The 14,333-nt window shown below is 51.2% G+C and carries 11 protein-coding genes; 1 reads left to right on the top strand and 10 read right to left on the bottom strand.

Annotated features, from left to right (window positions below; translation table 11 throughout):
* The first annotated feature begins 7 nt into the window (after window positions 1-7).
* The gene (locus T496_RS0109905) at window positions 8-1,411 is read left to right on the top strand and encodes an alanine/glycine:cation symporter family protein (protein ID WP_044111086.1); all 1,404 of its coding nucleotides are present in this window, start codon (window positions 8-10) and stop codon (window positions 1,409-1,411) included.
* Window positions 1,412-1,456: 45 nt separating this feature from the next.
* Here T496_RS0109905 and T496_RS0109900 read toward each other — a convergent pair whose 3' ends face one another.
* The 10 genes from T496_RS0109900 to T496_RS0109855 all read right to left on the bottom strand — a co-directional run bounded on the left by T496_RS0109900 (window position 1,457) and on the right by T496_RS0109855 (window position 13,046).
* Window positions 1,457-3,124 (bottom strand): AMP-binding protein, encoded by a 1,668-nt coding sequence (locus T496_RS0109900; protein WP_027450606.1) that lies wholly within the window; start codon window positions 3,122-3,124, stop codon window positions 1,457-1,459.
* Between the two features lie 31 nt (window positions 3,125-3,155).
* Window positions 3,156-3,713, bottom strand: a complete 558-nt coding sequence (locus T496_RS0109895) for a helix-turn-helix domain-containing protein (RefSeq protein ID WP_027450605.1) — start codon at window positions 3,711-3,713, stop codon at window positions 3,156-3,158.
* A 118-nt stretch (window positions 3,714-3,831) separates the two neighbouring features.
* Window positions 3,832-4,602 (bottom strand): pyrroline-5-carboxylate reductase family protein, encoded by a 771-nt coding sequence (locus T496_RS0109890; protein ID WP_027450604.1) that lies wholly within the window; start codon window positions 4,600-4,602, stop codon window positions 3,832-3,834.
* Window positions 4,599-5,726, bottom strand: coding sequence for an aspartate aminotransferase family protein (locus tag T496_RS0109885; RefSeq protein ID WP_027450603.1), 1,128 nt, complete (start codon window positions 5,724-5,726; stop codon window positions 4,599-4,601). Before T496_RS0109885 ends, T496_RS0109890 begins: the two co-directional genes overlap by 4 nt.
* Before the next feature lie 24 nt (window positions 5,727-5,750).
* Window positions 5,751-6,770: an N-acetyl-gamma-glutamyl-phosphate reductase gene (gene argC / locus T496_RS0109880; protein ID WP_044111084.1), complete on the bottom strand. Its 1,020-nt coding sequence runs from the start codon at window positions 6,768-6,770 to the stop codon at window positions 5,751-5,753.
* Window positions 6,767-7,105: an endonuclease domain-containing protein gene (locus T496_RS0109875; protein WP_231478039.1), complete on the bottom strand. Its 339-nt coding sequence runs from the start codon at window positions 7,103-7,105 to the stop codon at window positions 6,767-6,769. Before T496_RS0109875 ends, argC begins: the two co-directional genes overlap by 4 nt.
* A 112-nt stretch (window positions 7,106-7,217) precedes the next feature.
* Window positions 7,218-8,429 carry an argininosuccinate synthase gene (locus T496_RS0109870; RefSeq protein ID WP_027450600.1) on the bottom strand — a complete coding sequence of 404 codons (1,212 nt, stop codon included), beginning with the start codon at window positions 8,427-8,429 and terminating at the stop codon, window positions 7,218-7,220.
* Between the two features lie 25 nt (window positions 8,430-8,454).
* Window positions 8,455-9,084 (bottom strand): GNAT family N-acetyltransferase, encoded by a 630-nt coding sequence (locus T496_RS0109865; RefSeq protein ID WP_027450599.1) that lies wholly within the window; start codon window positions 9,082-9,084, stop codon window positions 8,455-8,457.
* Window positions 9,085-9,087: 3 nt separating this feature from the next.
* Entirely contained in the window at window positions 9,088-9,564 is a 477-nt protein-coding gene (locus tag T496_RS0109860) for an arginine repressor (RefSeq protein WP_027450598.1), read from the bottom strand.
* Between the two features lie 194 nt (window positions 9,565-9,758).
* Entirely contained in the window at window positions 9,759-13,046 is a 3,288-nt protein-coding gene (locus T496_RS0109855; protein WP_155808846.1) for a hypothetical protein, read from the bottom strand.
* Window positions 13,047-14,333 lie beyond the last annotated feature (1,287 nt).

The raw sequence follows: 14,333 nt of genomic DNA, 5'->3' as shown, positions 1-14,333 counted from the left end.
AATTCTAATGGATATAAATCAGCTGATCACTCAGGTTAACGATGCCCTTTGGAGTTATGTGTTGATAGGTGCCCTGGTGGGCTGTGGATTGTGGTTCACGTGGCGCACGCGTTTTGTGCAGTTTCGTATGTTGGGCGAGATGATACGCCTGCTCACCGAATCTGCTGTCGATACGACGCGTGGCGTGAAGCATATTTCTTCTTTTCAGGCCTTTGCCGTGTCGGTGGCCACGCGTGTAGGTACTGGTAACTTGGCCGGTGTGGCCTCTGCCATTGCCATTGGTGGCCCCGGTGCCGTGTTCTGGATGTGGGTGATAGCACTCGTCGGATCGGCCACGGCTTTCGTGGAATCAACACTGGCCCAGCTGTTTAAGCAGAAACATAAGGACTCGTTCATTGGCGGTCCTGCCTATTATATTCAGCGTGGTCTTCATCAGCGTTGGATGGCTGTCACCTTTGCCGTGCTGATCACGTGTCAGTTTGGTCTTTCCAACAATTCCATACAGTCCAATACCATCTGTGGCGCCATGCAGGAAGCCTTCGGATGGTCGCCCGTTTGGGTCGGTCTTGCCTTGTCGTTGATGGCCTTGCTCATTGTCTTTGGTGGCATCCAGCGCATTGCAAAGGTTAGTTCTGTGCTGGTCCCAGTGATGGCCATTGGCTATGTGGCCTTGGCAGTCTTTATCATTTTGGCCAATATTGAGAAGATTCCCGTTGTTATGAAGGTGATACTGTCGGATGCCTTTGGCATTCATCAGGTAGCTGGCGGTGGTATCGGAGCCACGATTATGTACGGAGTCAAGCGAGGCCTTTTTTCTAACGAGGCCGGTGAGGGTAGTGCACCTAATGTGGCAGCCACGGCAGCCACGAGCCATCCCGTCAAGCAAGGACTGATACAGGCGCTGGGTGTGTTCACCGACACGCTGCTGGTATGCTCGTGCACCGCTTTTATCATACTGATCAGTGGTCTTTATCGCGACCCCGAACTGAATGGCATCGCCCTGACGCAGTCGGCTCTGCAGTCGGAGGTGGGCAGCGTAGGTCCTGTCTTTGTGGCGGTAGCCATCTTCCTGTTTGCCTTCTCCAGCATCATCGGTAATTATTATTATGGTGAAGCCAATATCCGTTTCATCACGAACGATACCAAGGTGATGGCCCTCTATCGCATTTTCTCAGGTGGTGTGATGGTGATCTTCGGTGCCCTGGCCAGTTTCGAACTGGTGTGGAACATCGTTGATTTCTTTATGGCCTTCCTGACATTTTGCAACCTCGTTGCCATTGTCCTGTTGGGCCGCTATGTCTTCCGCCTCTTAGACGACTATCGCAGTCAGAAGCGTCGCGGTGTCAAGGAACCGGTGTTCCACCGCAGTCAGATTCCTGAGTTGGAACACGAACTCGAGTGTTGGGAATAAAAAAATGGGAACCGCGATGGTTCCCATTTCTATTGATGGTTACTGCTATTTCTCAGCGTCTTTCTTTCTGATCTCTACGCGGCGTATCTTACCAGAGATGGTCTTGGGCAACTCATCCACAAACTCCACGATGCGTGGGTATTTGTAGGGAGCGGTCTCCTTCTTGACGTGCTGTTGCAACTCCTTCACCAGGTCGTCGCCAGCCTTGTCCTTCCATTCCTTGCCCAGCACCACGGTGGCCTTTACCACCATACCGCGGATATCGTCGGGCACACCGGTGATGGCACACTCAACCACGGCGGGGTGGGTCATCAGGGCGCTCTCTACCTCGAACGGACCAATGCGGTAACCACTCGACTTGATGACGTCGTCGATACGTCCCTCAAACCAGTAGTAGCCGTCCTCATCGCGCCATGCCATGTCGCCCGTGTGATAGATGCCGTCGTGCCAAGCCTCGCGGGTCTTCTCCTCATCGCGGTAGTAACCCTTGAACAGGCCCACAGGCTTCTTGTCGCCTACGCGAACCACGATCTCGCCCTTCTCACCGTCCTCACATGGGGTGCCGTCGGCACGCAGCAGGTCGATGTTGTACTGAGCGTTGGGAATACCCATCGAACCGGGTTTGGGTGTCATCCAGGGGAAGGTACCCAGAGTCATCGTGGTCTCCGTCTGACCGAAGCCTTCCATCATGCGGATGCCCGTCTTCTCGTAGAACTTATCATATACGGCGGGGTTCAGTGCCTCGCCTGCGGTGGTGCAGTATTGCAATGAGCTGAGGTCATACTTCGAAAGATCCTCGCGAATCATGAAGCGGTAGATGGTGGGAGGTGCACAGAATGAGGTCACCTTGTATTTCTCCATCTGGCGCAACAGTGTGTCGGCATTGAACTTCTCGTGGTCGAACACGAAGACCGTAGCGCCAGCAAACCACTGTCCGTAGAACTTGCCCCAAACGGCCTTACCCCAACCGGTATCAGCCACTGTCAGGTGGAGTGAGCCTTCGTGCAGGTTGTGCCAGAACACACCTGTTGTCAGATGGCCCATGGCGTAGAGGTAGTCGTGTGCCACCATCTTAGGCTCGCCGCTGGTACCGCTGGTAAAGTACATAATCATCGTGTCCTCGTTGTTGTTGACGAAGGCCGGACGCTCGAACTTAGGCGCCTTCACCACCTCCGACTGGTAGTCGCGGAAACCTTCGGGGATGGGTTTGCCGTGATCAGTGATGGTGATGTATTCCTTCACCGAGGGGCTCTCGGGCATAGCCAGACGAATCTGTTCGCAGACATAAGGATCGTCCACGCAGATGATCGATTTGATTGAGGCGCGCGTGTTGCGATACACAATGTCGTGCTTGGTCAGCATGTGGGTGGCAGGAATCACTACGGCACCGATCTTACACAGTGCCAGCATCACAATCCACCACTCATAGCGGCGCTTCAGTATCAGCATCACGGGGTCGCCCTTGCCGATACCCAACGACTGCAGGTAGCTGGCTGCCTGGTCGCTCTGCTCTTTCAGATCGGCATAGGTGGCGCGAATCTCTTCGCCCTGGTCGTTGGTCCACAGCAGCGCCAGTTTGTTGGGTGCCTCTGCAGCCCATGCGTCCATCACGTCGTAGGCAAAGTTGAAGTGCTCAGGTATGATGAACTCTAAGTTTTTATTGTAATCCTCTACAGACTCGAAATGAGTTTGTTTTAAAAATCTCTCTACCATATTTCTTTTGCGTTTTGTGTTTTCCTTCCTTTTATTCTACTGTGAATGCCAGGAATTTTACTGCTTTGTCGCCAACGGCCAGCATGCCGTGAGGCTTCGTTGCATCAAAGTAGATGCTGTCGCCCTCCTCCAGGATAATGGTCTTGCCAGCAATATACAGTTCCATCTTGCCCTCCAGCACCAGGTTGAACTCCTGTCCGGGGTGACTGTTCTTGTAGATGGTGCGTGCACCGGGCTTTGGTTCTACCGTGACCACGAACACGTCAGCCTTGTGACCCACGAAACCACCTACCAGCGACTGGTATTTATAGGCCTTCGTACGCTCAATGCTCATGCCCTGTCCCTTACGTGTCACGTAGTATGAGGTCATGTGGGGTGCCTCGGCAAAGATAAGTTCCTCGGTAGATACGCCATACTTATGGGCAATCTTCATCAGGTTCGAAATGGTGATGTCCATCTCGCCCTTCTCTATCTTTTCATATTTAGCAGCATCGATGCCGATGGTCTCGGCCATCTCGCTGACGGGAATGTCAAGCACGTCGCGCAGTCCGCGCAAACGCTCACCAATTTGTTTTAGTTGTTCATCCATATATAAGCCCCTTAAGTTCGGGATGGGGGTCTGAACAAGCGTTTATCAGTCCCTTTATTATGTTATTATGGAGGTCTGCGCTTGTTCAGACCCCTGTCGTCCCCTCACTGAGGTGGACTCAAACTCCTGCTTTCAATCCGCGAATCACGGCCGATGTGAATCCAGCATGCTCCATCTCGTTCAGTCCCTTGATGGTCAGTCCGCCAGGTGTAGTCACCAGGTCAATAGCTGCCTCGGGATGCATGCCGCTGGCTTGCAACAGCTTCACGGCGCCCAGCAGGGTCTGCATCACAATCTCTTTGGCATGGTCGGCCTTGAAGCCCAGCTCTACACCACCTTCCGAAGCGGCGCGGATGTAGCGCATGGCGTAGGCAATGCCGCAAGAGGCCAGTGTGGTACCTGCAGCCAGGTGCTGCTCGTCGGTCATCAGCGTGCTGCCCATAGCATCGAAGATATCCTTCACCGTCTTGGTGTGGGCGGGCTCGCCTGCGGCGGCAACCAGGAATGTCATTGAGGCCAGTTCAGCAATAGCGATGTTGGGGATGCAGAGGAACAAAGGCATGTCGATGCCAATCCACTCCTGTATCTTGGCTGAGGGCACACCGGCGGCGATGACTACCAGTATCTTCTCGGCCGTCAGTGCGGGGGCGATGCCTTTCAGCACCTGCTCCACCAGCCAGGGCTTTACGAATACCATCACCACGTCAGCATCGGCAGCAGCCTTCGCATTGTCGGTGGTCACGGCGATGCCCTGTGCCGAGAATTTATTCAGTACGGCCTCTGAGGGGTCGCTTACGGTGATGTTCTTATTGTCGAAGTAGTCGGCCTTGATCATGCCTTCTACGGTGGCGCCACCCATGGCGCCAGCACCTATAACTGCTATTTTCATAATGCTTTCTCTAAACGTATAATGAATTCGTCGGCCATCTCCTTAGTGAAGGTCAGTGGTGGCAGCAAGCGCAGTACGTTCTCGCCCGAACAGCCTGTGAACACATGCTGCTCGTAAACCAGACGCTCGCGTACGGGCTTCTGAGGCTCGTTCAGTTCGATGCCAATCATCAGACCGCGACCGCGCACCTCTTTAATCATGGGGTGGTTCAGCGAGCGCAGCTTCTCCATCAGGTAGTCGCCGGTCACACGGGCGTTCTCAATCAGGTCTTCCTGCTCAATCACGTCGAGCACAGCCAGTGCTGCCGAACAAGCCAGGTGGTTGCCACCAAAGGTGGTACCCAGTTGTCCGTACTGAGGCTTGAACTCTGGCGAAATCAGCACGCCCGACATGGGGAAGCCGTTGCCGATACCCTTGGCCACGGTGATGATGTCGGGTTTGATGTCCAGCCACTGGTGTGCAAAGAACTTACCACTGCGGCCATAGCCACACTGAATCTCGTCGCATATCAGCACGGCACCGAATCGCTTGCAGGCATAAGCCAGACTCTGGGCAAACTCAGGTGTTGCCATGCGAATGCCGCCCACGCCCTGGATACATTCCAGGATGGCAGCAGCCACACCGCCTTTCACCATCTCGCGCACCCAGCCCTCGATGTCGTCTAGGGGCAGGAACTTAGCGTGGTGGTTGTCGTTGATAGGTGCCACAATCTTGGGGTTGTTGGTCACCTCTACAGCCAGCGACGTACGACCGTGGAAAGCCTTGTGGGCAGAAAGCACGCGGGTGTTGCCCGTCTTAAATGATGCCAGCTTCAGGGCGTTCTCGTTGGCCTCGGCACCGCTGTTCACCAGAAACAGCTGGTAGTCCTCATAGCCCGACAGCTTGCCCAGCTTCTCGGCCAGCTCCACCTGCAGGTTGTTGTGCACCGAGTTAGAGTAGAAGCCCAACTTCTGAAGTTGCTCTGACACCTTTTTAATATAATGGGGGTGTGCATGACCTATCGAGATGACGGCGTGTCCGCCATACAGGTCCAGGTACTCCTGGCCCTTCTCGTCCCATACCTTGCAACCTTCTCCCTTGACGATGTTGACATCGAATAGTGGATAGACGTCGAATAGTTTCATATTGTTTCCTTTCTTTTATGTTGGTTAGAAAGCAGATGCCTTCAGTTTCAGTCCGGCCATCTCGTCGATGCCGAACATGATGTTCATGTTTTGCACAGCCTGACCCACAGCACCCTTCAGCAGGTTGTCGATGGCCGAGGTGACCAGCAGCTTGTTGCCATATTTCTCCACGTGCACCAGTGCCTTGTTGGTGTTCACCACCTGCTTCAGGTCGATGGCCTTGTCGGTGTAGTGGGTGAAGGCAGCATCCTGATAGAAGTCCTTATAGGCCTCGATGATATCCTCCACGGGGACCGATGTCTTGATCACGGCCGTGCAGAAGATGCCACGGGCAAAGTCGCCGCGATAGGGGATGAAGTCGATGTCGGCATCCAGATAGCCCTGCACCTGCTTCAGGCTCTGACGTATCTCGGCGATGTGCTGATGCTGGAAAGGCTTGTAGATGCTCAGGTTGTTGTTGCGCCACGAGAAGTGAGTGGTGGCACCAGGCTTCTGTCCGGCACCGGTAGAACCCGTGATGGCATTCACGGCCACATCCTCTTTCAGCAGGTTCATGTGGGCGGCAGGCAACAGAGCCACCTGAATGGCGGTGGCGAAGCAGCCGGGGTTAGCCAGGTGCTGAGCCTGTGCAATCTCGGTCTTGTTGATCTCTGGCAGACCATACACGTAGTCGTGGTCGCCCTTGATGCGGAAGTCCTGTGCCAGGTCGATGATCTTCACGTTGGCCGGTATTGTATGTTCTTTCAAGAACTGTTCGCTCTTGCCGTGTCCGAAGCAGAAGAACACCACGTCCACCTGGTCAAAAGGCATTTGGTCAGTGAACTTCAAATCAGTCTCGCCGATGAGTCCTTCGTGCACATCGCTGACCAGATTCCCCGCGTTACTCTCCGAATTTGCAAACACAATCTCTGCCTCTGGGTGGTTCAGCAGCAGGCGAATCAGTTCACCGCCAGTGTAGCCGGCGGCGCCTAGGATGCCCACACGGAGGGACCCCCTCCCGGCCTCCCCAAGGGGGAGGAGATTGTTGCTAGTTTGTGCGTTCATGTTTTTTTATATAATTGTTCTTTTATATCGTTTAATACGCCATTAATATCTGAATAAACAGTTTCGTTTTTATATCGAATGACGTTAAATCCTATCTCCTCCAGTCTTTCGCTGCGTTGTTCATCCTTTTGTATCTGTTCATACTCAGAATGATATCCTCCATCTATTTCTATGATAAGTTTCTTTTGTAAGCATACGAAATCTACAATATAGTCACCTATGATGTATTGTCTGTTGAACTTCACGCCCAGCTGACTATTTCGTATGTAGTTCCATAGTAAACGTTCCGCATCAGTTTGAAATTGCTTATTTTTCTTTGCAAACTCCAGTAGCATCTCGTATCTATCAGGTGATGCGTAGTTGTATATGAATTGAAAACTCATCTATAGTATAAATATCCCCCTCCCCTTGGGAGGGTTGGGGTGGGGTCGGAGCTGCTGGGGGCTTTTATCTTTTTTCGTTTTTATGTATCCCATAATACACGCGCAGCGGCGTGCTCGATACCTTGATGAAGCCCTTTGCCTCGTCGGCAGTCCAGCCGGTCTGGGTCTCACCATATTCGCCCAGCTTGCTCTTGGTCAGGTCGTTGTCAGAGTCGATGCCCACGGTCTCGAAGCCGTAGGGGCGGAGCTTCAGGATGGCCGTGCCCGTCACGTTGCGCTGACTGCTGGTCAGCATAGCCTCGATGTCGGGCATCACGGGCTCCAGGTACTGACTCTCGTGCAGGAACATGCCATACCAGTTGGCCACCTGGTCCTTCCAGTACTGCTGCCACTTCGACAGTGTCGATTTCTCCAGCAGGCGGTGAGCCTCGATAATCAGCTTAGGTGCGGCGGCCTCGAAACCTACGCGACCCTTGATGCCGATAATCGTGTCGCCCACGTTGGCATCGCGACCGATGGCATACGAGGCACCAATCTCCTCAATCTTCTGGATAGCCTTGATCTTATCGTCAAACTGCTCGCCATTCACAGCCACGATCTCGCCCTTGTCGAAGGTAATCTTCAGTGTGGCTTCTTTCTCGGCAGCCGTCACGTGCTTCAGGTAAGCCTCTTCGGGCAGGCCCTGTGTGGGGTCGAGCAGCTCGCCGCCGCAGATGCTGGTGCCCCAAATACCTACGTTGTACGAGTACTTCAGTTTGGTGAAGTCGGCGAAGTAGCCATTAGCATTCAGATAATCTACCTCCTCCTTACGAGTCAGGTTGCGGTCGCGTGTCAGCGTGATAATCTCCACGCCCGGTGCCATCACCAGGAAGGTCATGTCAAAGCGGATCTGGTCGTTGCCGGCACCGGTAGAGCCGTGTGCGATGGCGTCAGCACCAATCTCCTTGGCATAGCGTGCGATGGCGATGGCCTGGAAGATGCGCTCAGAGCTCACCGAGATAGGGTAGCAGTTGTTGCGCAGCACGTTGCCAAAAATCATATATTTCAAAGACTTGGCGTAGTATTCCTGTGTTACATCGAGCGTAACGTAAGCCTTCGCGCCCAATTTATAGGCGTTCTCCTCGTTTCTCTTCAGCTGTTCTGCCGAGAAACCGCCGGTGTTTGCACATGCGGCATACACCTCATAACCCATTTCCTTGGTCAGGTACATCACGTTGTATGATGTGTCCAGACCACCACTGAATGCTACTACTACTTTTTTCTTCTTCTGTTCCATGCTTAAAGTCCCTTCATTTCTTTAGTTAGTTTTGCGAGCTGTGCTCTTCAATCTCTTCTAGTTGTTTGATGCGCGCGATGGTCTGTGGCGTCAGTTTGGCAGGCAGTTGCTCGGTGGGATCGAACAGCATGCCCGTGCAGATGCAGTACTTGCGCCCCGTGCGGTGCAGCACGTCCACGTTGATGCAACCTTCGCATCCCTTCCAGAAGGATTCGTCGTCGGTCAGTTCGGCAAAGGTCACGGGCTTGTAGCCCAACTGTGTGTTCATAGCCATCACGGCAGCGCCGCTGGTCAGCGAGAAGATCTTGGCGTGTGGCCAGCGTGTGCGTGCCAGCGTGAACGTCAGGTCCTTGATGCGCTTAGCCAGTCCCAGGCCGCGAAAGTCGGGGTGAACAATCAGACCCGAAGTGGTCACATACTGTTTGTTGCCCCATGTCTCGATGTAGCTGAAACCAGCGAAGCGCCCGTCGCTCTCGCGCAGCGCAATCACGGCCTTGGCTTCCTGCATCTTCTTCGCCACATACTCATGTGTGCGCTTAGCGATGCCAGTGCCTCTCACCTTAGCAGCTTCAGCTATAGTCTCTAAGATGGTGTCCACATAAACCTCGTGCTCGGGGCCTGCCACCATCACCTTGATGTCTTTACTTGTTTCCATGTTTTATTTTATGTTCGGAACCACCTCGCTCAGCGCGTTGATCAGTGCACGCTGGGATGTTCCTTCTTTTATCACAATAAATATTGTGTCATCGCCAGCAATGGTTCCCAGTATGCTGGTGATGTTGGCACAGTCTATGTTCCATGCAATGGCGCTGGCATAGCCCGGACGCGTTTTGATGACGCCCATGTTGCCAGAGAAGTGGATGTTCACAAATCCTGGAATCTCCATCATCTCACGTGCGGTGGTGGGGGTGGTCACGCGCTTATACATCGTCTCGTTGGGCAGCACGTAAACATAGTCACCATTGATGGTCGATGCTTTGGCCACCTTCAGTTGCTTAAGGTCACGGCTCAGTGTGGCCTGGGTCAGGTTGAAACCTTCCTTCTTCAGGGCCTCACGCAGTTCTGCCTGATTTCCAAGTTGTTGACTTGAAATGATGAGTCTCAGTGCTTCCAAACGGTAGTCTTTTTCTTTCATTGTTTTTGTGTTAAGAAGTATATTTATTCACTAACGCGGTGCAAAATTACATATTTTCTTGTATATAACCAAATAAAAGTGTATTTATTTGCATAATTGGAAATAAACTGCATAAATAAAAGAGCGGCACCACCATGGCGGAGCCGCTCTTTGCTGTTTATAGATGACTTGGCGGGTGCCAAGTTATCGTGCGATTACTTGCGAAGCACCTTCTTGCCGTTCACGATGTTCAGGCCCTTCTGCACCTTGTTCAGCTTCTGGCCGTTCAGGTTGAAGATGGTCTGTTTCTCGTTGTTGGCATTCACGTTCTGTATGCCGGCAGCATCAGCTGCTTTCTGCAGTTCGCTCTCCAACAGGCTCTTAGCCTTCTCTGCTGTTTCAGCAAAGACGATGGTTGTGATAGTGGCCTGTCTCATGTTGAGCACCAGTTCAGGTGTAGCCTCGGCAGATGCCTGGGTACCCTCAATAGTAGCAGAGTAGTTAATCGCCATCATACCGCCGCCATCGAAGGTTACATTCGTTGGCTCTGAGCTGAATTTGATGCCATTCTCATCAAGTGTTGTATTAGCTGCAAGAGTCAGGTTCTCAAAGCTTGTTGTAGGTGGTATCTGCATGTTGAATCCAGAGAAGGTGATTTCCACGCTGTTCTCTCCAGCCTCTGCGATAGTCACAGCCTGTTCGGCAGTTGCGATTGCGGTGCCAGGTACCTGGGTTCCAGGTGTGGCAACAGGACAGGTGGCGATGGCAATATAACCATTATAGGTAGTGCCCTGCTTGGGCTGCTCCAGCTGTACCAGGCGGAAGTCAGAGAATGACATCCAGTTGTGGAGCACGCTGGTCACACCGCGAATACCGATTGTTACGGCACCAGCCTCAGTAACCTCGAACTCAACGTTGTGGATGTTCCAGCCACGAGTGAATACGCCGTCAGCAGCACCAATGCTTGCAGTCTTCACGCTGTCTGTACCAGCGACGAGCTTCAAGTTAACGTCGGCAGAAGCACGTGAAATAGCAGAGAGCAGATACTTACCGGGCTCCAGGGTCACATCCTGAGTGAATGAAACGTCCCAAGAATTCTTACCCCAGTCGCCACCGTCGAAGTAGTTGTGAGCAGCAGTACCGTCAGCGCTTACCCAAGGCTCGTTGCTTTTGATATCGATACTGCCAGTAGAACCTTCACCGTTGGTGGTGGTCCAGCCGTTGATACCGTCGTTAGCAGCAGCGTTGGTGATCAGTTCAGTTACATCAGTAGCACCTGCCTTGCCCTCAGCAGCAGCGTTAGACTCGTAGTAGGTGCGCAGTGCTGCGTACAGTTCGTCGCCAGCCTGCTTAGCGGCAGTAGCATTGTCTGCAGTCTTAGCCTCAGGCTTCTTCTCTGCGTTAGCATAGGGCAGATCTACGATTGCAGCATTGGCAGCGGCCAAGTAGTTGTAGTTGGGAGCTGCATCGGTGAAGGTCTTGGTAGCAGCCTTCAGGTCGCTTGTAGCAGCCTCGTATCCTTCAGCGGTTGTAGGCTCAGCCTTTGCAACTTCTGCCTCCAGAGCGGTCTTCTCAGAACCTGTTACGTTCTTCTCTGCCTCAAGAGCAGCCTGAGCTTCGGCCAAAGCAGCTTGATAGTCTTTTCTAGGAGCAGCAATGACGTATGCAGCGTAGTCGCCATAGTAAACGAGTGACAGTTGGTCGATACCAACCCAGTTGGCATTGGTGCTTTCGGTCTTGAAGCCAACCTCGATGTCACCCTCGGCCTCGTGGTTGTAAACAATCTGATACTCTTTCCATGTGCCGCTTACAGCAACAGTAGCATCGTTTACGTAGAGAGATGCACCAGTAATAGTCCAGTCAGCGTGGCTCTGCTGCTGTGCATTGGCCGTGCCTTTCAATACGTATGCACCAGCGGGCATATCCTTGAAGATCTGTTTGGTAGAAACGTCAGGCAGATGTCCGTCGTTGCCGGAGCTAACCCACTTCTCAATATAGCGAGTAGGACGCTCACCGTTCTGCTGATACTGCATGTTGTTCAGTGTCCAGCCCTCGTTCTGTGTATCGCATGAGCCGTTTACAAGGATTTCGGGAGATGGATTCTCCACAGTGTACTGAGCCCAAACGAAGGCTTTCTCTGCCTTCTTCAAGGTCTCAATGGCATCTTCCATTTCTGCGATGTTCAGGTGATTGTCGTTCAGAGCAGTCTCGGCATTGCCAATAGCAGTGTTGAATGCCTCCAAGCCCTCGGTACCTACCAGCGCCTTAGCAGCGGTAATCTCGTCATTCAACAGAGCTTTGATAGCTGCGAATTTAGCCTTAGCAGTGGTAACCTTACTCAAACTCTTGATTTGGATAGAGTGCCATTCAGTCATAGCAGCCTTAGCCAAAGCCAAACCGAAGGTCAGTTTTCCGTCAGCAACCTCAATGCCGTTGATTGAGTAGGCCACTGGCTCAGTTTCAACAAGCCCACTATTTCTACGGGCAGTAATCCATGTCTGTTGAGTGTTCTCTCCAGATTTTGCGAATACATAAGCCACGTCGTCAGCATCTTCCTGTAGGTTAGGAGCACCAGCTATGTTTGCGCCATACTGGCCATTCCATGCGTTGTGTGAGGTAGCATACAAGCTAATGTTGTAGATACCATTTTCAACTTCAACTTCCTGTGTGAGGACATCACCTACACCAGTCACACCGAATACCTGGATGAGATTGATGCCGTTTCCAAGGTAAGGCTTGAATTCTCCAGCATCACAATTCTGGGCATTTACCCATTTGTCTGTACCGGTACCAACCTTTGATGTAACGTCAAGTTCGCTTCCTGCATTGTCAGCCTTAAACTGATTAACTGCAGCCAGCAATTCGGTCTCGTCGCCACTTGCCTGAGCGGCACCAATAGCATCAATCAACTTGCCAACAGCCACAGCATCGGCATCGGCAGCCAGTGTCTTGGCTTCCTTCATCAGCTCGCTGTCTGTATCCTTGATGCTGATATCAATGTCGGTGTCGGCACCAGTGCTATAGGTGACCATGATCTTCTTGATATAGATAGCTTTTGAAGATGTCTGAGTGTACTTTAATTCTACTTTACCCATAGCAGAGCCAGTGAAAGTGACTTCTGTCGATGTTGATGTGAGTGTGTAGGTATTGCCAAATGCTGTTCCACCAACTTCTATTGCTAGTGTGCCGGCAATGCTTGAGGCACCACTTGTTGTAACTTTGATTTCGGAAATGGTTCCATTGAAATCTTCTGTCGAAAGGGTTAAGGAACTAAAGGGTTTGCTGCCACTGCCAAACTGTTGTCCCTTGGTGTTATCGAAGCCCCAATAATCATCACTGCCATTGCCTTGTCCGGCAATTGTCCAGTTTGCACCGTTTAAGGCTTTTGTGCCTTGACTATCAATGGCCTTGTTGGTAAATTCATACGTGTAGGTGTCGGCAAACACAGATCCACATAGCATCACCAATAGGCTGAGCAATGATAAACGTAATGTTTTGGTCATAATTAGTAAATGTTAGTTAATAAATAAGTTGTATAATAAGTTGTTTATAGTTTTATAGTGTACGTTGTTAGTCGTAGGAATTGTTGTTTGTAGTATAGTCAGTCGTTTATGATAATTTTGTAAATTAGTTGATGGATTATAGTAAATCCGGTGCAAAGATACAATATTTATTAATACATGCAAACTTTTTTGAGAAAAAAACGATAAAAAATATTACTTTTACACTTATCATGGTATGTAGCATCGCTTTCTCCTTTCGTTAAGATTATCATCCTTTTTCCCCAAAAAAAGTACCCCCTTCGCCTCCTTATTCAGCCACTATCACAATCTTATAGTGCCACTTTTGAAATGCAATAGTGCCCCTTTTGATTTGTAAAAGTGCCCCTTTTGAGTCGCAATAGTGGCAGTTTTGCTCCCAATCTAGAGTCTAGAACAGTCGCATCTAGACTCTAGATTGGGTGCATCCAGACTTTAGAACGGATGCATCTAGACTCTAGAATGCTCACGTCTAGCCCCTAGAATGATCTCATCTAGCCCCTGGATTCACTTCATCTAGACCCTAGAATCGCCTCGTCTAGCCCCTAGATAAAGATCAAAACTTACCGAATTGCAAGTCAAAAGCGCCAGTATTGCACCACAAGACCAAAACTATTGCATCGCAAAACAGCAAAAGTGAGGGCCTCACCTCCAACCCCTCTCCGAAGGCGAGGGGCGCAAAAACTTCAATTTTCAGCTTTTTCCTCCCCTCGGGGAGGCCAGGAGAGGGGCTCGTGACCTTTGGCGGTGCCCTTTTTCCTCCCCCTTGGGGAGGTCAGGAGGGGGTCTTTGGGAAATTAGTTGGGGTCCCCCTTTTCCTCGCACGCGCATAATATTAATAAGGAGAGCATAGTAATGGTGCATTGATGTATATCAAGACAGATATAAAAAATGCATTATTTCTCAAATTTTTCCCGAAAAAGTTTTGGTGATTCCGAAAAAAGCCGTACCTTTGCATCCGCTTACGAGGAACACCTCCTCACAAGCAACAAGACAAGAGTTCTTTGAAAGATTTACATAGACAGAGAAGTAGTACAAGAAGCGAGTGCTAATCTTAATTGAAAGGCACTTGGGTAACAGTAACGAACCGTCAATCATATTTTAAAATAGGTTGATAGACTTGATACTTTTTGGATAGTCATTCTGAAACAGATAATAGATAGTCCTCCTTTATTATATAGGGGAGCGGCGATCAAAAGATACAAACATATACAATGAAGAGTTTGATCCTGGCTCAGGATGAACGCTAGC

Source organism: Xylanibacter brevis P6B11 (assembly GCF_000621825.1).
GTDB lineage: Bacteria > Bacteroidota > Bacteroidia > Bacteroidales > Bacteroidaceae > Prevotella > Prevotella brevis.
Note: the sequence above shows the minus strand (reverse complement) of the source record. Positions and strands in the feature narration are given on the sequence as shown.

Bases quoted from the DNA above. Each gene is read 5' to 3' on its own strand.
- T496_RS0109890 (WP_027450604.1), bottom strand. From the start codon at position 4,602: ATGAAAATAGCAGTTATAGGTGCTGGCGCCATGGGTGGCGCCACCGTA.
- T496_RS0109870 (WP_027450600.1), bottom strand. From the start codon at position 8,429: ATGGAACAGAAGAAGAAAAAAGTAGTAGTAGCATTCAGTGGTGGTCTG.
- T496_RS0109860 (WP_027450598.1), bottom strand. From the start codon at position 9,564: ATGAAAGAAAAAGACTACCGTTTGGAAGCACTGAGACTCATCATTTCA.
- argC (WP_044111084.1), bottom strand. From the start codon at position 6,770: ATGAACGCACAAACTAGCAACAATCTCCTCCCCCTTGGGGAGGCCGGG.
- T496_RS0109885 (WP_027450603.1), bottom strand. From the start codon at position 5,726: ATGAAACTATTCGACGTCTATCCACTATTCGATGTCAACATCGTCAAG.
- T496_RS0109895 (WP_027450605.1), bottom strand. From the start codon at position 3,713: ATGGATGAACAACTAAAACAAATTGGTGAGCGTTTGCGCGGACTGCGC.
- T496_RS0109900 (WP_027450606.1), bottom strand. From the start codon at position 3,124: ATGGTAGAGAGATTTTTAAAACAAACTCATTTCGAGTCTGTAGAGGAT.
- T496_RS0109865 (WP_027450599.1), bottom strand. From the start codon at position 9,084: ATGGAAACAAGTAAAGACATCAAGGTGATGGTGGCAGGCCCCGAGCAC.
- T496_RS0109875 (WP_231478039.1), bottom strand. From the start codon at position 7,105: ATGCTACTGGAGTTTGCAAAGAAAAATAAGCAATTTCAAACTGATGCG.
- T496_RS0109905 (WP_044111086.1), top strand. From the start codon at position 8: ATGGATATAAATCAGCTGATCACTCAGGTTAACGATGCCCTTTGGAGT.
- T496_RS0109855 (WP_155808846.1), bottom strand. From the start codon at position 13,046: ATGACCAAAACATTACGTTTATCATTGCTCAGCCTATTGGTGATGCTA.